Genomic DNA, 25722 nt, shown 5'->3' with positions numbered 1-25722 from the left:
CGCCTCATGCCCATCCCGGCGTACGACCTCACCGGCCGCACCGCGTTCGTCACCGGCGCCGGCAGCGGTATCGGCCGCGCGTCGGCGGTACTGCTCGCCGAGGCGGGCGCCACGGTGCACTGCGCGGACCGCGACGCGCAGGGCCTGCACGAGACGGCGACCCTGATCAAGGCCGGGAACGGTACCGCCCACGTCCACCACCTCGACGTCACCGACCGCGCACAGCTCGCGCGCGCGGTGGCCGCCTGCGAGCGGCTCCATGTGATGGCGGCGATCGCCGGGATCATGCACAGCAGCCCGGTGCTGGAGACCCGCGACGAGGACCTGGAACGGGTGTGGAGCGTCAACTTCAAGGGCGTGCTGCACGCCTGCCAGGAAGCCGCCCGCCGGATGATCGCCGACGAGACACGCGGCAGCATCGTCACCATGGCCTCCGGCGCCGTCGACACCGGCGGTCCCGGACTCCTCTGCTACGGCGTGACCAAGGCGGCGGTGGTCCAGCTGACGAAGACCCTGGCGACCGAGGTCGGCCCGCACGGCATCCGCGTCAACGCCGTGGCGCCGGGCTGGGTCCGTACCCCCATGACCGACCGGCACGACGGCGAGGCGCAGGCGCGGACCGAGTCCCGCATGGCCCGGCTGTCACCGCTGAGCCGGGTGGGCGAGCCCGACGACATCGCTCATGCCGTGCTGCACCTGGCCTCCGACGCATCGGCGTTCACGACCGGCCAGATCCTCCGTCCGAACGGCGGGGTGGCCATGCCCTGGTGACCACGGCCCCCACCGTGCCCCCCAGAACAGGACCACCCCTCGCGCCCCCTGACGCGCCCCCCGACCGTTCCCGCGCCCGCTTCGGCACGCAGTGGACAGGCAGGAGACTCAGCCCCCACCCCCCGGCCGCGACCGCCCCCTCCACCGCGCCGGCGTCCGGCACCAGCGCGAGTCGCAGCACACCCCACCACCACAGCGCACCGAGCCCCAGAGCCGCCCCCCAGCGAGCTATTCGCATGGCCGCCACCTCCAAGGCCTTCGGGCCCCCAGAACGACGCTAGACGGCCCTCGTCACGGCCGGAGAGGGCGCACCACCGGCACAGGGACGCACGGCCCTCTCACGGGGACCGCGCCCACGGGCCACCCGATGCGCCCCGCAGCCACTCACCGCCGTCCTCACGCCCCCACCCGTCACCCGCGCCGCGCCACCCGTTCTCCGCCCGAACTCCACGCGCCACCGGTTCTCCACGCGGAACTCCACGCGCTACCCGTTCTCCGCCTGGAACATCCAGTGGTGCTTCTCGAGATCCGCCGTGATCCCGATGAAGATGTCCTGGCTCACCGGATCCGCCTCCGCCGTGCTCTCCACCCGCGCCCGCATCCGGGTGATCACCGCGCCGAGCGCCTCCACCAAGGTCCCGACCGCGTCCGCGTCCTTGACCCAGCCGTCCGGCACCCTGCCGATACCGCTGCTCCCGGCGACCGTCCCGGCCCGCCCGTCCGGCGAGACACCGAGGGTGGAGGCGCGTTCGGCGACGGTGTCGGAGTGCAGCCGTGCGGTGTCCACGACCTCGTCGAGCTGGAGATGGACCGAGCGGAATCGCGGCCCGACGACGTTCCAGTGAATCTGCTTGGCCACCAGGGAGAGGTCGACAAGATCGACCAGGGCACCTTGCAGCGCCTCGGAGACGGTCTTGAGATCGGCCTCGGACAGCGGGCTCTTCACCACGTACATCAGCGCGCTCCGGATTCTTGAGACGACCGTAGGACCACCATGACCGCACACCGCCACCCCGGCAAACGGGAGCCCCAGGCAACACAAAAGCCCCGGTCGGCACCCCCAGGTCTCCCTGGCGGCCCCGACCGGGGCTTCCGCTTCGTTCTACCGTTTCACCGGCGCGTGCCGGTGCTCATGCAATCGGTCGCGGCAGGTCACGCCGCGACGACGTCCACCGCTTCGGCGGGCGCCTTGATCGTGACCCGCTCCGGCGGCACACCGGCCACCGAGACGGAGTTGAGCATCGGTCGACGCACTGGCGCTGGCACCGGCTCGGTGGCCGCTGCGGACTGGGCCAGCTCGGCAAGGGCGAGCTCGTCGCTCACTTCCCGCATGAGCTCGGACATCCGTACGTCCAGCGCGTCGCAAATGGCGGAGAGCAGCTCGGAGGAAGCCTCCTTCTGCCCCCGCTCCACCTCGGAGAGATAGCCGAGTGAGACTCGGGCGGACGAGGAGACTTCGCGCAGAGTACGGCCCTGGCGCTGGCGCTGCCGACGCAGCACGTCACCCAGCAGGCGACGGAGCAGAATCATCGGTGGCTCCCTCCTCGGACCGCGTAGCCGCATCCTTCACGCCCCACCGTACCGCCTTGCGCTGCGGCCGTGCGGGGAGCGCTGTTGTGTTCACTCAGGGCTGCAAACATCAAGTCCCCCCGTTCTGTTCCGTATCCTGTGCCCGCTCATTCCCGGTCTGTTCGCCCGCAAGCTCCTCCAGGAGCAGTGCGAGTACGCTCCGTACACTCTCCATACGGATTTCCGCCCGGCCGCCGTTCAACCGCAACGACGACACTTTCCCGCCACCTGATACGCCGGATCCGGCTGTGGACGGTCCGGCGACGGCCACGTAGACCGTGCCGACGGGCCGGCCGTCCTGTGGCTCCGGGCCCGCGACGCCGGTGGTCGAAATCCCCCAGTCGGCGCCGAGCGCCTTGCGGACGCCGTCCGCCATCTGCGCCGCGACCTGCGGATCCACCGCTCCGCGCTGGTCCAGGAGGGTGGCGTCGACATCCAGCAACTGGTGCTTGAGCTCGGTGGCGTAGGCGGTGACCGAGCCCCGGAAGGCCTGGGAGGACCCGGGGGCCGCGGTGAGCGCGGCCGCGACCAGACCACCGGTCAGCGACTCCGCGACGGCGACCGTCTCCCCCCTCACGGTCAGTAGTCGCAGCACTTCGGCGGCCGTGGATGTCAACGTTCCGCTCCCTCCGCCGCGGCTTCGCGCTCGGCGGTTCCGCGCCGGCGCAGCACAATGGCCTGTCTCACATAGTCGATTCCGGTGACCACGGTCAGAATGACCGCCGCGGCCATCACCCACCACCTCAGAGTGGCCAGGGGGCCCTCCAGTGCCAGCACGTACATCCCGACGGCGATGCCCTGGGTCAGGGTCTTCAGCTTGCCGCCGCGGCTCGCGGGGATGACTCCGTACCGGATGACGACGAAGCGCAGGAGGGTGATGCCCAGCTCCCGGCCGAGGATGACACCGGTCACCCACCACGGCAGATCGCCGAGGTAGGACAGACAGATCAGGGCGGCGCCCATGATCGCCTTGTCGGCGATGGGGTCGGCGATCTTCCCGAAGTCGGTGACGAGGTCGTACGTCCGGGCCAGATGACCGTCGAAGACATCGGTGATCATGGCGACGGCGAAGGCGGCCCAGGCCCAGGCCCGCCAGACCGGGTCGTATCCGCCGTCCATGAGCATCAGGACGACGAAGCCCGGCACGAGGACCAGGCGGACCATGGTCAGGATGTTCGCGATGTTCCAGAGGCTGGCCTGATCGACGGCAGCGGCTCCCAGCTTCCCGCCACGGACGGGTCGCGTCTCCCCGGCAGCGCTGGAGGCGGCGGCGCCCGGGGCGCCGGGAACGCCGGAGGCGCTCGCCGCGCTCTTGGCGCCGGAGGTGCCGCCCGCCGCGGATGCCGGGACTCCCGTCATCTGGCCGCCTCCTCAGTACACGCGGGGGAGGCGAGCGAGCCCGGGAGCACCTCGGCCACCAGGTCGACGCCTTCCGTGTCGACCACCTTCGCCTCGACCATAAGGCCGACGCTCAGGCCCTCGCCGTTCGTGAACAGCACCTGGCCGTCCGTCTCGGGCGCCTGGTGCGCGCCGCGGCCGTAGGCGCCCTCGTCGCCGTCGACCGACTCGACCAGCACGCGCACGGTCTGTCCGACGCGCTCCTCGGCGCGCTGCGAGACCAGTTCCTCGGCCAGGCGCGAGACCCGCGCGAGCCGCTCGGCGACGACGTCCTCGGGCAGCTTGTTCTCGTACGTCGCCGCTTCGGTGCCCTCCTCGTCGGAGTATCCGAAGACACCGATGGCGTCCAGTCTCGCGCCGTTCAGGAACCGCTCGAGCTCCGCGAGGTCGTCCTCGGTCTCACCGGGGAAGCCCACGATGAAGTTGGACCGGACGCCGGCCTCGGGGGCCTTGCCGCGGATGGTGTCCAGCAGCTCCAGGAACCGGTCGGTGTCGCCGAAGCGGCGCATCGAACGCAGCACCGCGGGGGCGGAGTGCTGGAAGGAGAGGTCGAAGTAGGGCGCGACCTTGGGGGTGGAGGTGAGCACGTCGATCAGGCCGGGCCGCATCTCGGCGGGCTGGAGGTAGCTGACGCGCACGCGCTCGATGCCGTCGACCTCGGCGAGCTCGGGCAGCAGGGACTCCAGCAGCCGGATGTCGCCCAGGTCCTTGCCGTACGAGGTGTTGTTCTCGGAGACCAGCATGATCTCCTTGACGCCCTGCTCGGCCAGCCAGCGGGTCTCGTTCAGCACGTCCGAGGGGCGTCGGGAGATGAAGGAGCCGCGGAAGGAGGGGATGGCGCAGAAGGAGCAGCGGCGGTCGCAGCCGGAGGCGAGCTTCACGGAGGCGACGGGTGAGCCGTCGAGGCGGCGGCGCAGCGGGGAACGCGGCCCCGAGGCCGGAGCGATGCCTTCCGGAAGATCGACGGGGGCGTGCCCCGGAAGCGCGACCTCGGCCGCGGACTCCTGCCGCTGGGCCGGGCTGATCGGCAGCAGCTTGCGCCGGTCGCGCGGGGTGTGGGAGGCGTGGATGCCGCCGTTCAGGATGGTCTGCAGACGGTCGGAGATGTCCGCGTAGTCGTCGAAGCCGAGCACGCCGTCGGCCTCGGGCAGCGCCTCGGCCAGTTCCTTGCCGTACCGCTCGGCCATGCAGCCGACCGCCACGACGGCCTGGGTTCTGCCGTGTCCCTTGAGGTCATTGGCCTCCAGCAGGGCGTCGACGGAGTCCTTCTTGGCGGCCTCGACGAAGCCACAGGTATTGACGACCGCGACGTCCGCTTCCTCGGCGTCCTCGACGAGCTCCCAGCCGTCCGCCTCCAAGCGGCCTGCGAGCTCCTCCGAGTCCACCTCGTTACGGGCGCAGCCAAGAGTGACGAGTGCGACGGTACGGCGTTCAGGCATGGGCTCAAGACTACTTCGTCCCAGTGACAGCCCACGTCGACGGGGTTGGCCGATCATGGCCAACCCCGTACCCGTGTCTCCCTTTGAATCGTCCGTACGCCCGCCCCGGACGCTCCGAAGGCTCAGCCGACCTCCGGGTCGCCCTTCGTGTACGTCAGTCGTTCGACCTGGCCGGGCTGGAAGTCGTCCTTGATCTTCTTGCCGTTGACGTAGAGCTGGACGGCTCCGGCGTCACCGAGGACGAGGTCGATCCTGGAGCTGTCCTGGAAGGTCTTGGACTGGCCCTGCTTGAGCAGGCCGTCCCACAGGAAGCGGCCGTTGTGGTCCTTGGCGGAGATCCAGCTGCGGCCGTCGGACGCGCTGACCTGCACGGTCACCTTGTCGCGGGGCGCGGCCGCGATGGCGCTGTCGGTCGGGTCGGGCTTCGGGTCGGCGTCGGGCTTGTCGGCCTTGGGCGTCGGCGAGGGGGACTTGCCGGTGGTCGGCGTGGAACCCTCGGCGACCTGCGTGGTGTCGCCGTCGTCGTCCCCGCCGCTGAACGCGGTGAAGCCGACGAAGCCGATCACCGCGACGATCGCGGCGACCATGGCGGCGGTCCAGTTGGGGCCGCGTCGTTCGGGACGGACCCGCTCCGCCTCGAACAGCGGGGCCGCCGGGGTCGGCGCGGGCCGCCCGCCGTGCGCCTCCGCGAACTGTTCGAGGAGCGGGGCGGGGTCGATGCGCACGGCGCGCGCGAGGGTGCGGATGTGACCGCGCGCGTAGACGTCGCCGCCGCAGGGGGCGAAGTCGTCCTGCTCGATCGCGTGCACGATGGCGATGCGGACCCGGGTGGCGTTGCTGACGTCGTCGACGGTCAGCCCGGCCTCGATGCGGGCCTGCTGGAGGGCACGGCCGATCGAGGGGCGTTCCGCCGAGCGTTCGTCACGGTCGTCTTCGAACGGACGCTCGTCTTCGGGGAAGTTGCCGTCAGGGGAGTTGCCGATGGACACGGGGGCGCCTTTCGAGCGTGTAGCCACCTGTGCTGGAGGTTCAGTCTAGGGGGGGTGCGAAAGGGTGGGGCAACCGGGCGGTGGGACTTTGTACGCCATCAGAATGGCCGGTCATCCTGCTGGTGGTGAGGGTGGGGCACGGGGCTGTCCCCTCGTCCAACTTGACGTACGACGAAGGGAAACGGTTGCTCACCATTTCCTTACGGGTGAGTCACGTTCGAATACCCGGATGCCGTAATCACATCCGTGTTCCGACCGTCGGACAACCGGTTTTTCCCTGCCGTGCGCCCCTGTCGCGCCCCTCCGCGATACCGCTGCGGCCCTTACGCCTCAGTCTCCCCCCGGATCACGGCCAGCACGCCGTCCAGCTCATCGGGTTTCACAAGAACGTCACGCGCCTTGGAGCCCTCGCTCGGCCCGACGACGCCCCGGGACTCCATGAGGTCCATCAGCCGCCCGGCCTTGGCGAAGCCGACGCGCAGCTTGCGCTGGAGCATGGAGGTCGAGCCGAACTGCGTGGAGACGACCAGTTCGGCCGCCTGGCACAGCAGGTCGAGGTCGTCGCCGATCTCCTCGTCGATCTCCTTCTTCTGCTTGGTGCCCACGGTGACGTCGTCTCTGAAGACGGGCGCCATCTGGTCCTTGCAGTGCTGGACGATCGCCGCGACCTCGTCCTCGGTGACGAACGCGCCCTGCATACGGGTCGGCTTGTTCGCCCCCATCGGCAGGAAGAGCCCGTCGCCCTTGCCGATCAGCTTCTCGGCGCCCGGCTGGTCGAGGATGACGCGCGAGTCGGCGAGGGAGGAGGTGGCGAAGGCGAGCCGTGAGGGCACGTTCGCCTTGATCAGACCGGTGACGACGTCCACGGACGGCCGCTGGGTGGCGAGCACCAGATGGATGCCGGCCGCCCGCGCGAGCTGGGTGATGCGGACGATGGCGTCCTCGACGTCCCTCGGCGCGACCATCATCAGGTCGGCCAGCTCGTCCACGATGACCAGCAGGTACGGGTACGGCTGCAGCTCACGCTCGCTGCCCTCGGGCAGCTTCACCTTGCCGTTCCTGATGGCCTCGTTGAAGTCGTCGATGTGCCGGTAGCCGAACGCGGCCAGGTCGTCGTAGCGAAGGTCCATCTCGCGCACGACCCACTGGAGCGCCTCGGCGGCCCGCTTGGGGTTGGTGATGATCGGCGTGATGAGGTGCGGGATGCCCTCGTACGCGGTCAGCTCGACGCGCTTGGGGTCGACGAGCACCATGCGGACGTCCTCGGGCGTCGCACGCATCATGACCGAGGTGATCAGGCAGTTGATGCAGGACGACTTGCCGGAGCCGGTCGCGCCGGCGACCAGCATGTGCGGCATCTTCGCCAGGCTGTGCATGACGTAGCCGCCCTCCACGTCCTTGCCGAACGCGACCATCATCGGGTCGTCGTCCTCGGCGAGGCGGAGCACGTCTCCCAGGTTGACCATCTCGCGGTCGCTGTTGGGAATCTCGATGCCGACGGCGGACTTCCCCGGGATCGGGGAGATGATCCGGACATCAGGGCTGGCGACCGCGTACGCGATGTTCTTGGTCAGGGCGGTGATTTTCTCGACCTTGACCGCCGGCCCCAGCTCGACCTCGTACCGGGTGACCGTCGGCCCGCGGGTGAAGCCGGTGACGGCGGCGTCGACCTTGAACTCGGCGAACACGTTCGTCAGGGAGGCAGCTATGGCGTCGTTGGCCGCGGTACGCGTTTTTCCGGGTCCGCCCCGCTCCAGCAGGTCGAGCGAGGGCAGCGCGTAGGTGATGTCGCCGGAGAGCTGGAGCTGTTCGGCACGCGCCGGCAGCTCGCGGGGCGCGTCCGGTGCCTTCTTGGTCAGGTCCGGCACCAGGGCGTCCTGCCTGGCGCCCTTGGGCGGCTTGGCGGCCGGGGGCTCCTGCTGGGGCGGCTTGCTGCGCGCGGCCGGTACGGGAGTGGTCTCCTCCCGGTCCCCCGCGGTGACGCCCTGCGTGAGGTCGGCGACCACCGGCGAGGGCGGCATGCCGTGCAGCACCGCCCCGTCGAGCGCGGCGGCGGCCGCCGCGGCGACGTCCACGGCGTCCATCGGCCGGTCCGGGTCGGGCTGCCGTACGGCGGAGCGCCTCGGGCGGCGCCGGGTGAGGGCCTCCTGCTCGGCGCCGTCCGGGTCGTACGGCTCGGGCGCGGAGCCGCGCCGGCGGGGGCGCGCGGGCAGGGCGTCGCGCCACTGCTCCTCGTAGCGCGCGTCGTCCTCGGCGAACTCGTCGTCGTCCTCGTCGTCCGCGATGATGCCGAGCTTCTGGCCGAGCAGCCGCAGTCGTTGCGGGATCGCGTTGACCGGCGTCGCGGTGACGACGAGCAGCCCGAAGACCGTGAGCAGCACGAGCATCGCCACGGCGAGGGCCTCGCCCATGGTGTACGTCAACGGGGTGGCCGTGCCCCAGCCGATGAGCCCTCCGGCGTCCCTTATCGCCTGCATGCCGACGCTGCGGGCGGGCGAGCCGCAGGCGATGTGGACCTGGCCGAGGACGCCGATGACGAGCGCGGACAGGCCGATGACGATCCGGCCGTTGGCCTCGGGCTTCTCGGGGTGCCGGATGAACCGCACGGCGACGACCGCGAGCAGTATCGGCACCAGCAGGTCCAGCCGGCCGAAGGCACCGGTCACCAGCATCTCGACGAGATCGCCGACCGGGCCGCGCAGATTCGACCAGGTGCCGGCGGCGACGATCAGGGAGAGCGCGAGCAGCAGCAGCGCGACACCGTCCTTGCGGTGCGCCGGGTCGAGATTCCTGGCGCCCTGCCCTATGCCGCGGAACACGGCACCGACGGCGTGCGCGGCACCGAGCCAGACGGCGCGTACGAGTCGGTACACGCCTCCGGTCGGACTGGGCGCCGGCTTCGGAGGGGCCGTCTTCTTCGCCGTCGCCTTCTTGGCAGGTGCCTTCTTGGCGGCGGCTTTCTTAGCGGGGGCCTTCTTCGCCGGAGCCTTCGTCGGAGCGGCCGCCTTCTTAGCGGGCGGCTTCTTCGCTGCGGACTGACGTGAGGCCATGAGTGTGAGGTTACCGGTGGAGGCCACGGCCGACACGTGTGCCTACTGCTTCACCCGTTCGTGTCGCGCGCGAGCCACCCTGAAGCTGACACGACCTGACCGACCATCAAAGACACCAGCCCCAGCAACGACACAGCACCGGCACCGGCACCGGCACCGGCCGCAACGAGGTGCGGGCCCGGGCCACTTGTGTGACCGGGCCCGCCCCACGACCTGCGCTCAGTTCTGCGACGGCATCGGTGAAGGTCCGCCCGTGCCCGGCTCCAGCGCGTCCAGCGCCCGGCGCAGGCCGGTGAGTTTGCGCTCGAGATGGGCCGCTGTGGCCACCGCCGCGGCGTCCGCGGAGTCGTCGTCGAGCTGTTTGGAGAGCGCCTCCGCCTGCTCCTCCACGGCCGCGAGCCGCGCGGAGAGTTCGGCGAGGATGCCACCGGAGGGCTCCTTGGAACCGCCCGCCGCACCCTTGCCCCCGCCCTCCAACTGGAGTCGCAGCAGCGCCGCCTGCTCCCTGAGCTGGCAGTTCTTCATGTACAGCTCGACGAAGACGGAGACCTTGGCGCGCAGCACCCACGGGTCGAACGGCTTCGAGATGTAGTCGACCGCACCCGCCGCGTACCCACGGAACGTGTGATGCGGTCCGTGGTTGATGGCGGTGAGGAAAATGATCGGGATGTCCCGGGTCCGTTCGCGCCGCTTGATGTGCGCGGCCGTTTCGAAACCGTCCATTCCCGGCATCTGGACGTCCAGCAGAATGACCGCGAAGTCGTCCGTCAGCAGCGCCTTGAGCGCTTCCTCCCCGGACGATGCCCGCACCAGTGTCTGATCGAGCGCGGAGAGGATGGCCTCCAGCGCCAACAGATTCTCCGGCCGGTCATCGACCAGGAGGATCTTGGCCTTCTGCACCATGGCCCGCCCTCCTCGCCCCGGCTTGGGGCCTCCCCTGTCCGCAGGACTCGGCGTGACACCGCTCGGCGTCACCCCAGGGGACGACTCCCTCGCGCCACCCGTCCTTGTGCCGGTCATCGTAGCCGCACCCCGCCCGTCGCCACACCCTGTCACCGTGATGTCACTGTGCTCGTAGCAGAAACGCAAGCGGGGACCAGAAGGTTCCCCGAATCCCGCGTTTCTACACGGCCTCGGCCACACTCAGTCAGCAACTCCGTGCGCCCCCCAACGGGTTGTGACCACGGGCCGCACCACCTGTCACTCACTTCGCATCCACTGCTCCATGACCGCCAGCAGATGATCCGGATCGACCGGCTTCGTCACATAGTCGGAAGCACCCGAGTCGATCGCCTTCTCCCGGTCGCCCTTCATCGCCTTGGCCGTCAGCGCGATGATCGGCAGCCCGGCGAACTGGGGCATCCGGCGGATCGCCGTGGTCGTCGCGTACCCGTCCATCTCGGGCATCATGATGTCCATCAGCACGACCGTCACATCGTCGTGCTGCTCCAGGACCTCGATGCCCTCACGGCCGTTCTCGGCGTACAGCACGGACAGGCCGTGCTGCTCCAGGACGCTGGTGAGCGCGAAGACGTTACGGATGTCGTCGTCGACGATGAGGACCTTCTCGCCGTCGAAGCGGGCCGCCGTCCGGCGCGCCTGCGACGCCGCCTCCTGAGCGGCCTGCTGCGCCCAGTGCTCCTGCGCGTGCCCGTTGCCCTGCGCGAGCGAGGCGGACGGGGAACCGGCCGACACGGACCGGCGGCGCCGCCTGAAGAGCGCGGCGGCCCCGTTCTGGGTCTCGCGGTACGACTTCACCTCGGCCGGCGTCTCCCGGCGCTCGGCCAGCTCGTCCTCGGACTCCAGCAGCTCCCCCGCCTCCAGCGCGGCGGACGCGTTGTGCGCGTAGCCCTGCGGCGGCAGTTCGCTCGGGTGCAGCGGCAGATACAGGGTGAAGGTGGAACCGCGTCCCGGCTCGCTCTGCGCGTGGATCTCGCCGCCCAGCAGCCGGGCGATCTCCCGCGAGATGGACAACCCCAGACCCGTACCGCCGTACTTGCGGCTCGTGGTGCCGTCCGCCTGCTTGAACGCCTCGAAGATGACCCGCATCTTGCTGGCCGCGATCCCGATGCCCGTGTCCGTCACCGAGAAGGCGATCATGTCGGCGTCCGCGTCCCGCAGCGAGCCCGCCTCCAGCAGCTGTTCCCGAATGGCCACCGGCACATCCGCGCCCGCCGGCCGGATGACCAGCTCCACGGCCCCGGAGTCGGTGAACTTCACCGCGTTGGACAGCAGGTTCCGCAAGACCTGCAACAGGCGCTGTTCGTCCGTGTGCAGCGTGGCGGGCAGCTCCGGCGAGACCCGTACGGAGAAGTCGAGCCCCTTCTCCGCGGTCAGCGGCCGGAAGGTGGCCTCCACGTAGTCGACGAGCTGGACGAGGGCGATCCGGGTGGGCGAGACGTCCATCTTGCCCGCCTCGACCTTCGACAGGTCCAGGATGTCGTTGATGAGCTGGAGCAGGTCCGAACCCGCCCCGTGAATCGTCTCGGCGAACTCGACCTGCTTCGGCGTCAGGTTCGACTCGGCGTTGTCGGCGAGCAGCTTGGCGAGGATCAGCAGCGAGTTCAGCGGCGTGCGCAGCTCGTGCGACATGTTCGCGAGGAACTCGCTCTTGTAGCGCATGGACACCGCGAGCTGCTCGGCGCGCTCCTCCAGGACCTGCCGCGCCTCCTCGATCTCGGTGTTCTTGACCTCGATGTCCCGGTTCTGCCGGGCCAGCAGCTCGGCCTTCTCCTCCAGTTCGGCGTTGGACGCCTGGAGGGCCTTCTGCCGGTTCTCCAACTCGTCGGACCGCTCACGCAGTTGCTCGGTCAGCTCCTGCGACTGCTTCAGCAGCACCTCGGTCTTGGTGTTGACGGAGATGGTGTTGACGCTCGTCGCGATCATCTCCGCGATCTGGCTCAGGAAGTCCTTCTGGATCTGCGTGAACGGCGTGAACGACGCCAGCTCGATCACCCCGAGCACGGTCCCCTCGAAGAGCACCGGCAACACGATGACCTGCGCGGGGGGCGCCTCGCCGAGCCCGGAGGAGATCTTCAGGTAGCCGCTGGGCGCGTTCTCCACCAGGATGGTGCGCTTCTCCTTGGCCGCCGTCCCGACCAGCGCCTCCCCGGGCCGGAACGACGTCGGCATCGAACCCATCGAATAGCCGTACGAGCCGAGCATGCGCAGCTCGTACTGGTCGTCGTTGTCCGGGGCCAGGTCCTTGCCGTCGAGGAACGGCAGCGCGAGGAAGAACGCGCCGTGCTGCGCGGACACCACCGGCGTCAGCTCGCTCATGATCAGCGAGGCCACGTCGTCGAGGTCCCGCCGGCCCTGCATCAGGGCGGAGATCCGGGCGAGGTTGCCCTTGAGCCAGTCCTGCTCCTGGTTGGCGATCGTGGTGTCGCGCAGGTTGGCGATCATCTTGTTGATGTAGTCCTGCAGCTCCTTGATCTCGCCGGACGCGTCGACGTCGATCTTGAGGTTCAGGTCGCCCCGGGTCACCGCGGTGGCCACGCGCGCGATGGCACGCACCTGCCGGGTCAGGTTCCCGGCCATCTCGTTCACCGACTCGGTGAGGTCCCGCCAGGTGCCGTCGACGTCCCGCACGCGCGCGAGGCCGCCGAGCTGTCCCTCGGTGCCCACCTCGCGGGCCACGCGGGTGACCTCCTCGGCGAAGGAGGACAGCTGGTCGACCATCGTGTTGATGGTGGTCTTCAGCTCCAGAATCTCGCCGCGCGCGTCGATGTCGATCTTCTTGGTCAGGTCGCCCTTGGCGATGGCGGTCGTCACCATCGCGATGTTGCGGACCTGCCCGGTGAGGTTGGACGCCATCGAGTTCACCGACTCGGTGAGGTCCTTCCACGTACCCGCCACACCCGGCACATGCGCCTGGCCGCCCAGGATGCCGTCCGTACCCACCTCACGGGCCACCTTGGTGACCTGGTCGGCGAACGAACTCAGCGTCTTCACCATGCTGTTGAAGGTGTCGGCGAGCTGCGCGACCTCACCGGCCGCCTCGATCGTGACCGTACGGGTCAGGTCGCCGTTGGCGACGGCCGCGGCGACCTGGGAGATGTTCCGCACCTGCATGGTCAGGTTCTTGGCCATCAGGTTCACATTGCCGCTGAGGTCCTTCCAGATGCCGGTGACGCCCGGCACGTGCGCCTGGCCGCCGAGGATGCCCTCGGTGCCCACCTCACGGGCCACCCGGGTCACCTGCTCGGCGAAGGACGACAGCTGGTCGACCATCGTGTTGACGGTGGTGACGAGTTCGAGGATCTCGCCCTTGGCGTCGACGGTGATCTTCTTCGACAGGTCGCCCTTGGCGACGGCTGTCGTGACCTCGGCGATCTGGCGCACCTGGATGGTCAGGTTGTTCGCCATGAAGTTCACCGACTGCGTGAGGTCCTTCCAGGTGCCGGAGACGCCCTGCACCTCGGCCTGACCGCCGAGCTGGCCCTCCGTACCCACCTCACGGGCGACCCGGGTGACCTCCTCCGCGAACGACGACAGCTGGTCCACCATCGTGTTCAGCGTGTTCTTCAGCTCCAGGATCTCCCCGCGCGCGTCCACGGTGATCTTCTGGGAGAGGTCGCCCCGGGCCACAGCCGTGGCGACCTGGGCGATGTTGCGCACCTGGCCGGTCAGGTTGCCGGCCATGCCGTTCACGGACTCGGTGAGGTCGCGCCACACACCGGCCACGCCGGGCACCTGCGCCTGACCGCCGAGACGGCCCTCCGTACCCACGTCCCGGGCGACCCGGGTCACCTGGTCGGCGAAGGACGACAGCTGGTCGACCATCGTGTTGATGGTGTTCTTCAGCTCCAGGATCTCGCCGCGCGCGTCCACGTCGATCTTCTGCGACAGGTCGCCGCGCGCCACGGCCGTCGTCACCTGCGCGATGTTGCGCACCTGCGAGGTGAGATTGCCGGCCATCGAGTTGACGGAGTCGGTGAGCTCCTTCCAGGTGCCGGACACACCGTCCACGCGGGCCTGACCGCCCAGCCGGCCCTCCGTACCCACGTCCCGGGCCATCCGCGTCACCTGGTCGGCGAAGCTCGACAGCTGGTCGACCATCGTGTTGACGGTGTTCTTCAGTTCGAGCATCTCGCCCGCGACATCCACGGTGACCTTCTGCGAGAGATCACCGTTGGCCACGGCCGTCGTCACGGCCGCGATGTTCCTCACCTGTCCGGTGAGATTCCGGAACGCCGTGTTGACGGAGTCCGTCAGGTCCTTCCACGTCCCCGCCGCGCCCGGCACCTGCGCCTGACCACCCAGCCGACCCTCGGCACCGACCTCATTGGCCACCCGGGTCACTTCGGCACCGAAGTAGGAGAGCTGGTCGACCATCCCGTTGACGGTGTTCTTCAGTTCGAGCATCTCGCCCGCGACATCCACGGTGACCTTCTGCGAAAGGTCACCGTTGGCCACGGCCGTCGTCACCGCCGCGATGTCCCGCACCTGGATGGTCAGGTTCCGGAAGACGGTGTTCACGGAATCGGTGAGGTCTTTCCAGGTTCCCGCCGCACCCGGCACCTGGGCCTGACCGCCCAGCCGACCCTCGGCACCGACCTCGTTGGCCACACGCGTGACCTCGTCGGCGAAGATCCGCAGCGTCTCGGTCATCTGGTTGATCGTCTCGGCGAGCTTGGCGACCTCGCCGCGCGCCGGCACGGTCACCTTCTGCGACAGATCACCATTGGCGACCGCGGTGGTGACCTGAGCGATCCCGCGCATCTGAAGCGTGAGGTTGCCGGCCATGGTGTTCACCGAATCGGTGAGTTCCTTCCACACCCCGGCCACGCCCGGCACCTCGGCCTGCCCCCCGAGCTGACCCTCGGTGCCCACCTCACGGGCGACTCGCGTCACCTCGGAGGAGAACGCGGAGAGCTGGTCGACCATCGTGTTGACGGTCTCCTTCAGCTCCAGCATCTCGCCGGCCACGTGAACCGTGACCTTCCGGGACAGATCACCCTTCGCGACCGCGGTCGTCACCAGAGCGATGTCCCTCACCTGAGCGGTGAGGCGATACGCCATCGTGTTGACGGACTCCGTCAGGTCCTTCCACGAACCGGACATGCCGCGCACCTTGGCCTGCCCGCCCAGCTTGCCCTCGGTGCCCACCTCGCTGGCCACCCGGGTGACCTCGTCGGTGAACGTGGACAGCTGGTCGACCAGGTTGTTGACCGTACGCCCGACCTTCAGGAACTCCCCGCGCAACGGGTGCCCGGTCCCGTCCGGCGCCTGTGTCCGCAGCTCCATGCGCGGCGACAGATCACCGTCCGCCACGGCCGACAGCACCCGGCTGACCTCGGAGACGGGCCGCACGAGGTCGTCGACCAGCGCGTTCGACGCGTCGATCGCCGCCGCCCAGGACCCCTCGGTGGCCCCCGTCTCCAGCCGCTCGGTGAGCTTGCCCTCACGCCCGACGACCCGCCGCACCCGCGACAGCTCGCCGGTCAGATGCAGATTCCGGTCCGCCACCTCGTTGAAGACCGCGGCGATCTCGGCCATGACCCCGTCGCCCGAGACCGTCAGCCGCTTGCGGAAATTGCCGTCGCGCATCGCTTCCAGAGCCGTGAGCAGCCGGTTCAGGGCGGCCGTGTCCACGGTCGTGGTTCCATTGCGCGGTTTGCGCGACTTGCGCTGGTCACTCAGGGACTGTCCGCCTTTCGCGCGCGCCTTAGTGCCCCGCGTCGCTGCGCCAGACTCCACTGTGTCCCTCCCGCAAGGGTCGACCGTTCCTGCTAGACGTACTTCACCGTATTCGAACGCTTTGCACTGCTCGTACTGCTCGCACTGCTCGTACCACTCGTACTACTTCGTACTCGGAGTCGCCCGACCTACTCCTGGAAGCCTGCCCAGTGTTTCACCATGGCTGAACCAGGCCATAACAGTTCGGCAGCTTCGCACACGGTCCGCACACCTCCGGGCGGAAACACAGACGACCGGCATCCGCATGGACGGCGAAGGTAAGTAACCTTGCATGCGGCTGTCCAGCCACGCCGGTTCCGACCCGGCCTGGGCGGTGGCGCACGAGCACGAGCGGGCAGGCATCGGAGGGGCGGCCTCACCATGACCACCGGACTGCATCCCGGGGAGACCCCCCAGGACCCCAGGCCGACGGAGAACCAGCCTCTGCCACGGCAGGAGGCCGTCCTCGCACCCCCGCACGCAGAGCACGTAGAGAACCGGACAAGGAGTGCTGTGATCACCGCGCGCGCGGCCGCCAGCTTCGCTGCCGTCTCACGGTCCGTCGCGACCGCCCGCTCGTTCGTCCGCGACACCCTCCAGGGCTGGGGCTTCGCCGACATCGTCGACGACGCGGTGGTCCTCACCAGCGAACTCGTCACCAACGCGGTCGTCCACGCCGGCACCCCCGCCGACGTCCTCTGCCTGCGCACCGAGGACGGCGTACGCATCGAGGTCGCCGACAGATACCCCGAACGTGAGATCCCCCTCCAGGGCAGCCACATCAACATGGGCAGCCCGGACCGCGAGGGGGGCCGCGGCCTCCAGCTGTGCGCGGCGATGGCCACCCGCTGGGGCGTCGAATACACGCCCACGCACAAGCAGGTCTGGTTCCAACTCGACCTCCCCGACCGCCCGGTGGGCACCCGCTCGGCCGGCCCGTCCCTCCCCGCCGACCTCCTCCCGCTCGCCGACGGCAGGGTCCGCGTCGCCGTCGTCCAGATCGACCGGGCGGGCGCCATCGGCGCCTGGAACGAGGACGCCGAGGAACTCTTCGGCTACGCCCCCGACCAGGTCATCGGCAAGCCCCTCACCGACCTCGCCGCGTGGCCGCACACCCCCGGCACCAGCACCGGCGTCGCCGAGGCCCTCCAACTCTCCCGCTGGGAGGGCAGTTACGGCATCCGCGCCGCCAACGGCCGTGTGACGCCGGTCTACGCCTCCCACCTCCGGGTCCGCGACACAGCGGGCGACCCCTCGACGGTCTGCCTCCTCGTACGCGACCACGAGCGCGCCGTCCTCCAGACCCCGCTCCGCATGCCGTCCGGCGACAACTCCGGTTCCGGCGAGGGCCAGGCGACCGACCCCTTCGAGGTCTTCATCGGCTCCCCCGCCCCGGACGACCTCGACGGACTCCTCCAGCGCACGGTGGAACGCGCCCGCGACATGCTCGACGGCGACTCCGCCTTCCTGCTGCTGGCCACCGACGACGAGACGGAGCTGGAGGTACGGGCCTCCACGGGCCTCCCCTCGGCCCGCCAGCGCTTCGCCCGCGTCCCCGTGGAGGCCGGCCCCGGCCGGTACGGCTCGGCCCGCATGCCGGCCGTCCACGACGACCTCACGGCCGTCCCCGGCGCCGTGCCCCTCCTCAACGGCACGGGCATGCGCTCGGTCGTCACGGTCCCCCTCAAGGTCGAGGGGCGCCTCACGGGCTCGCTGGGCGTCGCCGCCGAGGCGCAGGGCCGGTACTCCAACGAGGAGGCCCTGCGCCTGCAGTTCGCCGCCGACCGCATCGCCCTGGCCGTCGAGTCGGCCCGCCTGGGCGAACTCGAACGCCTTCGCCGCGGCTCGCTGAGCTTCCTGGTGGAGGCCTCCGACCTCCTCGCGGGCACCCTCGACCGCGACCAGACGCTGGCCCTCATGGCCCAGATGACCATCCCGACCCTCGCGACGTGGTGCGCGGTCTACACGATCGCCGACCAGGCCTCCGACCCCTACCTCTCGTACGTCCTGCACGAGGACGAGGACCTCATCGACGGCCTCAAGGCCCTCCTGGTCAAGATCCGCCCGCCGGAGCCCATCCCCACCCCGGGCGCCCGCGTCTGGACGGCTCCCGCCGAGGCGGCCCACCAGGCGGCCCTGCGCACCTCCATGCGCAGCCTGGGCCTCGGCGAGCCCGCCACGGTCAGCTCGGGCATCGGCACCACTCTGGCGACGGCCTCGGCGGTGGGCGGCGAGACCGTCGTCCTCCCGCTCGTGGCCCGCAACCGCGTCATCGGCATGCTGACCCTCGGCAAGCCCACCGACGAGCACTTCCGCCAGGAGATCCTGGAACTCGCGGAGGACCTCTCCCGCCGGGCCGCCCTCGCCCTGGACAACGCCCGCCTCTACTCGGAGCGCGTGGCCATCAGCCAGTCCCTCCAGCGCAGCCTCCTCCCGCCGGAGCTCCCGCAGATCGACGGCGTCGAGGTCGAGGTCATCTACCGCGCGGCCGGCGAGGGCAACGAGGTCGGCGGCGACTTCTACGACCTCTTCCCGATCCGTGACGGCGCGTACGGCTTCGCCATCGGCGACGTCTGCGGCACGGGCCCGGAGGCCGCCGCGGTCACGGGTCTCGCCCGGCACGCCCTGCGCCTGCTCGCCCGCGAGGGCTACGCCGGCCCGGCGGTCCTGGAGCGCCTCAACTCCGCGATCATCGACGAGGGCGCCCGCAGCCGCTTCCTCACGCTCCTGTACGGCGAGTTGTGGCCCCAGGAGGACGGCAGCGCGGTCCTGAAGGTCGTCTGCGCCGGCCACCCACTCCCGCTGCGCCTGCGCCAGGACGGCACGGTCGAGCCGGCCGCCGAACCGCAGGCCCTGCTCGGCGTCATGGAGGATCTGGAGCTGTACGAGCAGACGGTCACCCTCGACCCCGGGGACGTCCTCCTCTGTGTCACGGACGGCGTCACCGAACGCCGTGAGGGCACCCGCATGCTGGGCGACGACGGCCTCACCGAGGTCCTCACCACCTGCACGGGCCTCACGGCCGGCGCGGTCGCGGCCCGTGTGATGCGCGCGGTCGAACGCTTCGCCTCCGACGCGCCCTCCGACGACATGGCCATTCTGGCGATGCGCGTCCCGGGCCTCCAGCACGACTGAGCGAGCGCGCAGGACCGAGCGAACTCGCAGGACTGAGCGAACACGAAAAAGGCCCCGCCCAATGGGCGGGGCCTTCAGTCTGAGCCCCCAAACGGAATCGAACCGTTGACCTTCTCCTTACCATGGAGACGCTCTGCCGACTGAGCTATAGGGGCCGGTCGCCTGTTCGAGGTTTCCCTCGCGGCAACGAGATAGATCATACCCCGATTCGGCGGATGCTTCGAACCACCAGCGCGCCGGCCGGGCACAGTGCCCGGAGTCGCCCGAAGTACCGGAACTAGAAAGCCGGTTGCAGCAGCCCACCGAGCGCATTGCAGGCGGACACCAGCCGATGCAGCTGCCGCCGGGACATCTCGCCGCCGATGTGCAGCGCCAGCGTCTCGTCGGCTGCCCGTTCGGTCTCCGGCAGACACACGTCACGTCGGAACGCGGGCATCCGGTGCACCGGGGTCTTCACCGGCACGCTGCACTCGACTCCCTTCGCCCGCACGGCCCGCGCGAACGCGTCCCGGTCCGGCCGCCCGTTCCCGGGGACCCGCACGACGTACTGCTGGAAGGTGTGCCCGTCACAGCCCTCGGGAGTCCGTACGCCCTTCAGCTTGGCGCTGAGGTACGCGGCCCGCTGCCGACGCTCCCCGAGTTCGCTGTACGGCGCCTCCGACTCGCCCTGCTCCAGCACCAACAGCCCATGCCGCTGGCCGACTTGATGAAGCGCCGCGACATCGGCGGACCTTCCGAAGCGGTGTACGACGACCGCGGCCACCGTCCGCGACGTCACCGCGGCCTCGACAGCCGAGGCATCCAGGCAGTACGTCACCGGGTCTATGTCGGCGAACACCGGCACAGCCCCGGCCAGGCTCACCGCCTGGGCGACCTCCGGGTTCCCGAACGCCGGCACCACGACCTCGTCACCTGCGCCGACACCTGCGGCCCTGAGCATTCCAACGGTACCCATGGCGCGGATCCTGGTCGCGCAACGTGAACTCCAAGTAAAGCGCAACAAAAAAGAGCTGGTCCCCGAACCGAAATTCGGGGACCAGCTCTATCAATATTTGTTCGGCGGCGTCCTACTCTCCCACAGGGTCCCCCCTGCAGTACCATCGGCGCTGTAAGGCTTAGCTTCCGGGTTCGGAATGTAACCGGGCGTTTCCCTCACGCTATGACCACCGAAACACTATGAAACACTCAACCGCACCAACCGTGACCTGGGCGGGGTTGTTCGTGGTTTCAGAACCAACACAGTGGACGCGAGCAACTGAGGACAAGCCCTCGGCCTATTAGTACCAGTCAACTCCACCCATTACTGGGCTTCCATATCTGGCCTATCAACCCAGTCGTCTACTGGGAGCCTTACCCCATCAAGTGGGTGGGAATACTCATCTCGAAGCAGGCTTCCCGCTTAGATGCTTTCAGCGGTTATCCCTCCCGAACGTAGCCAACCAGCCATGCCCTTGGCAGAACAACTGGCACACCAGAGGTTCGTCCGTCCCGGTCCTCTCGTACTAGGGACAGCCCTTCTCAATATTCCTACGCGCGCAGCGGATAGGGACCGAACTGTCTCACGACGTTCTAAACCCAGCTCGCGTACCGCTTTAATGGGCGAACAGCCCAACCCTTGGGACCGACTCCAGCCCCAGGATGCGACGAGCCGACATCGAGGTGCCAAACCATCCCGTCGATATGGACTCTTGGGGAAGATCAGCCTGTTATCCCCGGGGTACCTTTTATCCGTTGAGCGACGGCGCTTCCACAAGCCACCGCCGGATCACTAGTCCCGACTTTCGTCCCTGCTCGACCCGTCGGTCTCACAGTCAAGCTCCCTTGTGCACTTACACTCACCACCTGATTGCCAACCAGGCTGAGGGAACCTTTGGGCGCCTCCGTTACCCTTTGGGAGGCAACCGCCCCAGTTAAACTACCCATCAGACACTGTCCCCGATCCGGATCACGGACCCGGGTTAGACATCCAGCACGACCAGACTGGTATTTCAACGACGACTCCACCCGAACTGGCGTCCGAGCTTCACAGTCTCCCAGCTATCCTACACAAGCCGAACCGAACACCAATATCAAACTGTAGTAAAGGTCCCGGGGTCTTTCCGTCCTGCTGCGCGAAACGAGCATCTTTACTCGTAGTGCAATTTCACCGGGCCTATGGTTGAGACAGTCGAGAAGTCGTTACGCCATTCGTGCAGGTCGGAACTTACCCGACAAGGAATTTCGCTACCTTAGGATGGTTATAGTTACCACCGCCGTTTACTGGCGCTTAAGTTCTCAGCTTCGCCACCCCGAAGAGTGACTAACCGGTCCCCTTAACGTTCCAGCACCGGGCAGGCGTCAGTCCGTATACATCGCCTTACGGCTTCGCACGGACCTGTGTTTTTAGTAAACAGTCGCTTCTCGCTGGTCTCTGCGGCCACCCCCAGCTCACCGAGTAAATCGGATCACCAGTGATGGCCCCCTTCTCCCGAAGTTACGGGGGCATTTTGCCGAGTTCCTTAACCATAGTTCACCCGAACGCCTCGGTATTCTCTACCAGACCACCTGAGTCGGTTTAGGGTACGGGCCGCCATGAAACTCGCTAGAGGCTTTTCTCGACAGCATAGGATCATCCACTTCACCACAATCGGCTCGGCATCAGGTCTCAGACTATTGCCAGGCGGATTTACCTACCTGACGTCCTACACCCTTACCCCGGGACAACCACCGCCCGGGATGGACTACCTTCCTGCGTCACCCCATCACTCACCTACTGCAAGTCTGGTTCGTCGGCTCCACCACTCCCCTTCACCCGAAGGATCCGGGGCGGCTTCACGGACTTAGCATCGCCTGGTTCGATGTTTGACGCTTCACAGCGGGTACCGGAATATCAACCGGTTATCCATCGACTACGCCTGTCGGCCTCGCCTTAGGTCCCGACTTACCCTGGGCAGATCAGCTTGACCCAGGAACCCTTGGTCAATCGGCGCAAACGTTTCTCACGTTTGTATCGCTACTCATGCCTGCATTCTCACTCGTGAACCGTCCACAACTCGCTTACACGGCTGCTTCACCCGGCACACGACGCTCCCCTACCCATCCATACAGGCGTTGGCCCTATTGTATGAATGACACGACTTCGGCGGTACGCTTGAGCCCCGCTACATTGTCGGCGCGGAATCACTAGACCAGTGAGCTATTACGCACTCTTTCAAGGGTGGCTGCTTCTAAGCCAACCTCCTGGTTGTCTCTGCGACTCCACATCCTTTCCCACTTAGCGTACGCTTAGGGGCCTTAGTCGATGCTCTGGGCTGTTTCCCTCTCGACCATGGAGCTTATCCCCCACAGTCTCACTGCCGCGCTCTCACTTACCGGCATTCGGAGTTTGGCTAAGGTCAGTAACCCGGTAGGGCCCATCGCCTATCCAGTGCTCTACCTCCGGCAAGAAACACACGACGCTGCACCTAAATGCATTTCGGGGAGAACCAGCTATCACGGAGTTTGATTGGCCTTTCACCCCTAACCACAGGTCATCCCCCAGGTTTTCAACCCTGGTGGGTTCGGTCCTCCACGAAGTCTTACCTCCGCTTCAACCTGCCCATGGCTAGATCACTCCGCTTCGGGTCTTGAGCGTGCTACTAAAATCGCCCTGTTCGGACTCGCTTTCGCTACGGCTACCCCACCCGGGTTAACCTCGCAACACACCGCAAACTCGCAGGCTCATTCTTCAAAAGGCACGCAGTCACGAGATGGAAGCAAGCTTCCATCCGACGCTCCCACGGCTTGTAGGCACACGGTTTCAGGTACTATTTCACTCCGCTCCCGCGGTACTTTTCACCATTCCCTCACGGTACTATCCGCTATCGGTCACCAGGGAATATTTAGGCTTAGCGGGTGGTCCCGCCAGATTCACACGGGATTTCTCGGGCCCCGTGCTACTTGGGTGTCTCTCAAACGAGCCGTACAGATTTCAGCTACGGGGGTCTTACCCTCTACGCCGGACCTTTCGCATGTCCTTCGCCTATCCATACGGTTTCTGACTCGTCTCACAGCCGGCAGACTGTGAAAGAGAGATCCCACAACCCCGTATACGCAACCCCTGCCGGGTCTCACACGCATACGGTTTGGCCTCATCCAGTTTCGCTCGCCACTACTCCCGGAATCACGGTTGTTTTCTCTTCCTGCGGGTACTGAGATGTTTCACTTCCCCGCGTTCCCTCCACTTGCCCTATGTGTTCAGGCAAGGGTGACAGCCCATGACGACTGCCGGGTTTCCCCATTCGGACACCCCCGGATCAAAGCCTGGTTGACGACTCCCCGGGGCCTATCGTGGCCTCCCACGTCCTTCATCGGTTCCTGGTGCCAAGGCATCCACCGTGCGCCCTTAAAAACTTGGCCACAGATGCTCGCGTCCACTGTGCAGTTCTCAAACAACGACCAACCACCCATCACCCCCGGTTTCCACCGGAGTTCACTGGGGTCGAGCACTGAGGGGACGTTCATTCCCTCAGACACCCAACAGCGTGCCCGACACCCCCGCCGCTCGTGATCAGCGTTCCACGCTCCGAAGAGCAGTACTTGCAGCCCGAGACGGCCGACGGTGCCGAATAATCAACGTTCCACCCATGAGCAACCAGCATCAGACGTTCGCTGATGATCTGGCCTCTGGACTGCCGTGGCAGCCTAGAAGTGCTCCTTAGAAAGGAGGTGATCCAGCCGCACCTTCCGGTACGGCTACCTTGTTACGACTTCGTCCCAATCGCCAGTCCCACCTTCGACAGCTCCCTCCCACAAGGGGTTGGGCCACCGGCTTCGGGTGTTACCGACTTTCGTGACGTGACGGGCGGTGTGTACAAGGCCCGGGAACGTATTCACCGCAGCAATGCTGATCTGCGATTACTAGCAACTCCGACTTCATGGGGTCGAGTTGCAGACCCCAATCCGAACTGAGACAGGCTTTTTGAGATTCGCTCCGCCTCACGGCTTCGCAGCTCATTGTACCTGCCATTGTAGCACGTGTGCAGCCCAAGACATAAGGGGCATGATGACTTGACGTCGTCCCCACCTTCCTCCGAGTTGACCCCGGCAGTCTCCTGTGAGTCCCCATCACCCCGAAGGGCATGCTGGCAACACAGAACAAGGGTTGCGCTCGTTGCGGGACTTAACCCAACATCTCACGACACGAGCTGACGACAGCCATGCACCACCTGTACACCGACCACAAGGGGGCGACCATCTCTGGCCGTTTCCGGTGTATGTCAAGCCTTGGTAAGGTTCTTCGCGTTGCGTCGAATTAAGCCACATGCTCCGCTGCTTGTGCGGGCCCCCGTCAATTCCTTTGAGTTTTAGCCTTGCGGCCGTACTCCCCAGGCGGGGAACTTATTGCGTTAGCTGCGGCACCGACGACGTGGAATGTCGCCAACACCTAGTTCCCACCGTTTACGGCGTGGACTACCAGGGTATCTAATCCTGTTCGCTCCCCACGCTTTCGCTCCTCAGCGTCAGTAATGGCCCAGAGATCCGCCTTCGCCACCGGTGTTCCTCCTGATATCTGCGCATTTCACCGCTACACCAGGAATTCCGATCTCCCCTACCACACTCTAGTCTGCCCGTATCGAATGCAGACCCGGGGTTAAGCCCCGGGCTTTCACATCCGACGCGACAGACCGCCTACGAGCTCTTTACGCCCAATAATTCCGGACAACGCTCGCGCCCTACGTATTACCGCGGCTGCTGGCACGTAGTTAGCTCAGCGCTTCTTCTGCAGGTACCGTCACTTTCGCTTCTTCCCTGCTGAAAGAGGTTTACAACCCGAAGGCCGTCATCCCTCACGCGGCGTCGCTGCATCAGGCTTTCGCCCATTGTGCAATATTCCCCACTGCTGCCTCCCGTAGGAGTCTGGGCCGTGTCTCAGTCCCAGTGTGGCCGGTCGCCCTCTCAGGCCGGCTACCCGTCGTCGCCTTGGTGAGCCGTTACCTCACCAACAAGCTGATAGGCCGCGGGCTCATCCTTCACCGCCGGAGCTTTCCACACTCATCGGATGCCCGAGAGTGTCGTATCCGGTATTAGACCCCGTTTCCAGGGCTTGTCCCAGAGTGAAGGGCAGATTGCCCACGTGTTACTCACCCGTTCGCCACTAATCCCCACCGAAGTGGTTCATCGTTCGACTTGCATGTGTTAAGCACGCCGCCAGCGTTCGTCCTGAGCCAGGATCAAACTCTCCGTGAATGTTTACCCGTAATCGGGTGCACACATCACGAGAGCGGAACCACCGGCGGAATAAGCCGATGGTTCACAGCGTCCTCGCTGTGTTTATTTCAAAGGAACCTCGCCCCAGCAGATGCTGGAGACGGGGTATCAACTAATCTGGCGTTGATTTTTGGCACGCTGTTGAGTTCTCAAGGAACGGACGCTTCCTTTGTACTCACCCTCTCGGGCTTTCCTCCGGGCAGTTTCCCTTCGGTCTTGCTGTCTTGCGTTTCCGACTCTATCAGACCGTTTCCGGTTCCGATTTCCTCGGTGCTTTCCAGGTTTTCGCTTCCGCGTTTCCCTTTCCGGCGGTTCCGACTTTATCAGAGGTTCTGAGTCGGAATTTCCACCCGGTCCGGACGGCTCCTGGCGCATCAGTTGCGCCGGGTTCCCCCCTGGGCGGAGCCGTAAACGTACTGGAGCGGGGCGCCCCGATGCAAATCGAGGGGCCCCGCTCCAGTC

The 25722-nt window shown here is 67.1% G+C and carries 13 protein-coding genes, 1 tRNA gene and 3 rRNA genes; 2 read left to right on the top strand and 15 right to left on the bottom strand.

Annotated elements, in window-relative coordinates; translation table 11 throughout:
- The first annotated feature begins 6 nt into the window (after positions 1 to 6).
- Positions 7 to 771 (top strand): SDR family NAD(P)-dependent oxidoreductase, encoded by a 765-nt coding sequence (locus L3078_RS33210; RefSeq protein ID WP_239757601.1) that lies wholly within the window; start codon positions 7 to 9, stop codon positions 769 to 771.
- Here L3078_RS33210 and L3078_RS33205 read toward each other — a convergent pair.
- The 10 genes from L3078_RS33205 to L3078_RS33160 form a co-directional block, all read right to left on the bottom strand.
- Positions 719 to 1009: a hypothetical protein gene (locus tag L3078_RS33205; RefSeq protein ID WP_239757600.1), complete on the bottom strand. Its 291-nt coding sequence runs from the start codon at positions 1007 to 1009 to the stop codon at positions 719 to 721. The two genes, L3078_RS33210 and L3078_RS33205, sit on opposite strands and share 53 nt — an antisense overlap.
- A 246-nt stretch (positions 1010 to 1255) precedes the next feature.
- The gene (locus L3078_RS33200; RefSeq protein WP_239757599.1) at positions 1256 to 1726 is read right to left on the bottom strand and encodes a Dps family protein; all 471 of its coding nucleotides are present in this window, start codon (positions 1724 to 1726) and stop codon (positions 1256 to 1258) included.
- Between the two features lie 197 nt (positions 1727 to 1923).
- Positions 1924 to 2301, bottom strand: a complete 378-nt coding sequence (locus tag L3078_RS33195) for a helix-turn-helix domain-containing protein (RefSeq protein ID WP_005481441.1) — start codon at positions 2299 to 2301, stop codon at positions 1924 to 1926.
- 109 nt (positions 2302 to 2410) lie between these two features.
- A complete protein-coding gene (locus L3078_RS33190; protein ID WP_239757598.1) occupies positions 2411 to 2956 on the bottom strand; it encodes a CinA family protein in 546 nt (181 codons plus the stop codon).
- Positions 2953 to 3699 carry a CDP-diacylglycerol--glycerol-3-phosphate 3-phosphatidyltransferase gene (gene pgsA / locus L3078_RS33185; RefSeq protein ID WP_239757597.1) on the bottom strand — a complete coding sequence of 249 codons (747 nt, stop codon included), beginning with the start codon at positions 3697 to 3699 and terminating at the stop codon, positions 2953 to 2955. The genes L3078_RS33190 and pgsA overlap by 4 nt, the downstream gene beginning before the upstream one ends.
- Positions 3696 to 5177: a 30S ribosomal protein S12 methylthiotransferase RimO gene (gene rimO / locus L3078_RS33180; RefSeq protein ID WP_239757596.1), complete on the bottom strand. Its 1482-nt coding sequence runs from the start codon at positions 5175 to 5177 to the stop codon at positions 3696 to 3698. Before rimO ends, pgsA begins: the two co-directional genes overlap by 4 nt.
- Before the next feature lie 122 nt (positions 5178 to 5299).
- Entirely contained in the window at positions 5300 to 6166 is an 867-nt protein-coding gene (locus L3078_RS33175; RefSeq protein WP_239757595.1) for a helix-turn-helix domain-containing protein, read from the bottom strand.
- A 323-nt stretch (positions 6167 to 6489) separates the two neighbouring features.
- The gene (locus tag L3078_RS33170; protein WP_239757594.1) at positions 6490 to 9216 is read right to left on the bottom strand and encodes an FtsK/SpoIIIE family DNA translocase; all 2727 of its coding nucleotides are present in this window, start codon (positions 9214 to 9216) and stop codon (positions 6490 to 6492) included.
- A gap of 219 nt (positions 9217 to 9435) precedes the next feature.
- Positions 9436 to 10119 (bottom strand): response regulator, encoded by a 684-nt coding sequence (locus tag L3078_RS33165; RefSeq protein ID WP_033525098.1) that lies wholly within the window; start codon positions 10117 to 10119, stop codon positions 9436 to 9438.
- A gap of 297 nt (positions 10120 to 10416) precedes the next feature.
- Positions 10417 to 15918, bottom strand: coding sequence for a HAMP domain-containing protein (locus L3078_RS33160; RefSeq protein ID WP_239757593.1), 5502 nt, complete (start codon positions 15916 to 15918; stop codon positions 10417 to 10419).
- Positions 15919 to 16278: 360 nt separating this feature from the next.
- On the opposite strand from L3078_RS33160, the gene L3078_RS33155 reads away from it, so the two are divergent.
- The gene (locus L3078_RS33155) at positions 16279 to 19032 is read left to right on the top strand and encodes a SpoIIE family protein phosphatase (protein ID WP_239757592.1); all 2754 of its coding nucleotides are present in this window, start codon (positions 16279 to 16281) and stop codon (positions 19030 to 19032) included.
- An 82-nt stretch (positions 19033 to 19114) separates the two neighbouring features.
- Here L3078_RS33155 and L3078_RS33150 read toward each other — a convergent pair.
- The 5 genes from L3078_RS33150 to L3078_RS33130 form a co-directional block, all read right to left on the bottom strand.
- Positions 19115 to 19187: transfer RNA gene (locus L3078_RS33150), tRNA-Thr, on the bottom strand.
- Positions 19188 to 19309: 122 nt separating this feature from the next.
- Complete coding sequence (locus L3078_RS33145; protein WP_239760556.1) at positions 19310 to 19972, bottom strand: DegT/DnrJ/EryC1/StrS family aminotransferase; 663 nt, start codon at positions 19970 to 19972, stop codon at positions 19310 to 19312.
- 114 nt (positions 19973 to 20086) lie between these two features.
- Positions 20087 to 20203: ribosomal RNA gene (gene rrf / locus L3078_RS33140) — 5S ribosomal RNA — on the bottom strand.
- A gap of 86 nt (positions 20204 to 20289) precedes the next feature.
- Positions 20290 to 23409, bottom strand: a 23S ribosomal RNA gene (locus L3078_RS33135).
- A 302-nt stretch (positions 23410 to 23711) separates the two neighbouring features.
- Positions 23712 to 25239, bottom strand: a 16S ribosomal RNA gene (locus L3078_RS33130).
- Together the 16S, 23S and 5S rRNA genes form the textbook arrangement of a ribosomal RNA operon.
- Positions 25240 to 25722 lie beyond the last annotated feature (483 nt).

It is taken from the genome of Streptomyces deccanensis (genome assembly GCF_022385335.1).
Classification (GTDB): domain Bacteria; phylum Actinomycetota; class Actinomycetes; order Streptomycetales; family Streptomycetaceae; genus Streptomyces; species Streptomyces deccanensis.
This window is presented reverse-complemented; position numbering and strand designations above follow the sequence as displayed.

Excerpts from the sequence above, each read along its gene's own strand:
- L3078_RS33210 (WP_239757601.1), top strand. The coding sequence starts at position 7 with ATGCCCATCCCGGCGTACGACCTCACCGGCCGCACCGCGTTCGTCACC.
- L3078_RS33205 (WP_239757600.1), bottom strand. The coding sequence starts at position 1,009 with ATGCGAATAGCTCGCTGGGGGGCGGCTCTGGGGCTCGGTGCGCTGTGG.
- L3078_RS33200 (WP_239757599.1), bottom strand. The coding sequence starts at position 1,726 with ATGTACGTGGTGAAGAGCCCGCTGTCCGAGGCCGATCTCAAGACCGTC.
- L3078_RS33195 (WP_005481441.1), bottom strand. The coding sequence starts at position 2,301 with ATGATTCTGCTCCGTCGCCTGCTGGGTGACGTGCTGCGTCGGCAGCGC.
- pgsA (WP_239757597.1), bottom strand. The coding sequence starts at position 3,699 with ATGACGGGAGTCCCGGCATCCGCGGCGGGCGGCACCTCCGGCGCCAAG.
- rimO (WP_239757596.1), bottom strand. The coding sequence starts at position 5,177 with ATGCCTGAACGCCGTACCGTCGCACTCGTCACTCTTGGCTGCGCCCGT.
- L3078_RS33170 (WP_239757594.1), bottom strand. The coding sequence starts at position 9,216 with ATGGCCTCACGTCAGTCCGCAGCGAAGAAGCCGCCCGCTAAGAAGGCG.
- L3078_RS33165 (WP_033525098.1), bottom strand. The coding sequence starts at position 10,119 with ATGGTGCAGAAGGCCAAGATCCTCCTGGTCGATGACCGGCCGGAGAAT.
- L3078_RS33155 (WP_239757592.1), top strand. The coding sequence starts at position 16,279 with ATGACCACCGGACTGCATCCCGGGGAGACCCCCCAGGACCCCAGGCCG.
- L3078_RS33145 (WP_239760556.1), bottom strand. The coding sequence starts at position 19,972 with ATGCTCAGGGCCGCAGGTGTCGGCGCAGGTGACGAGGTCGTGGTGCCG.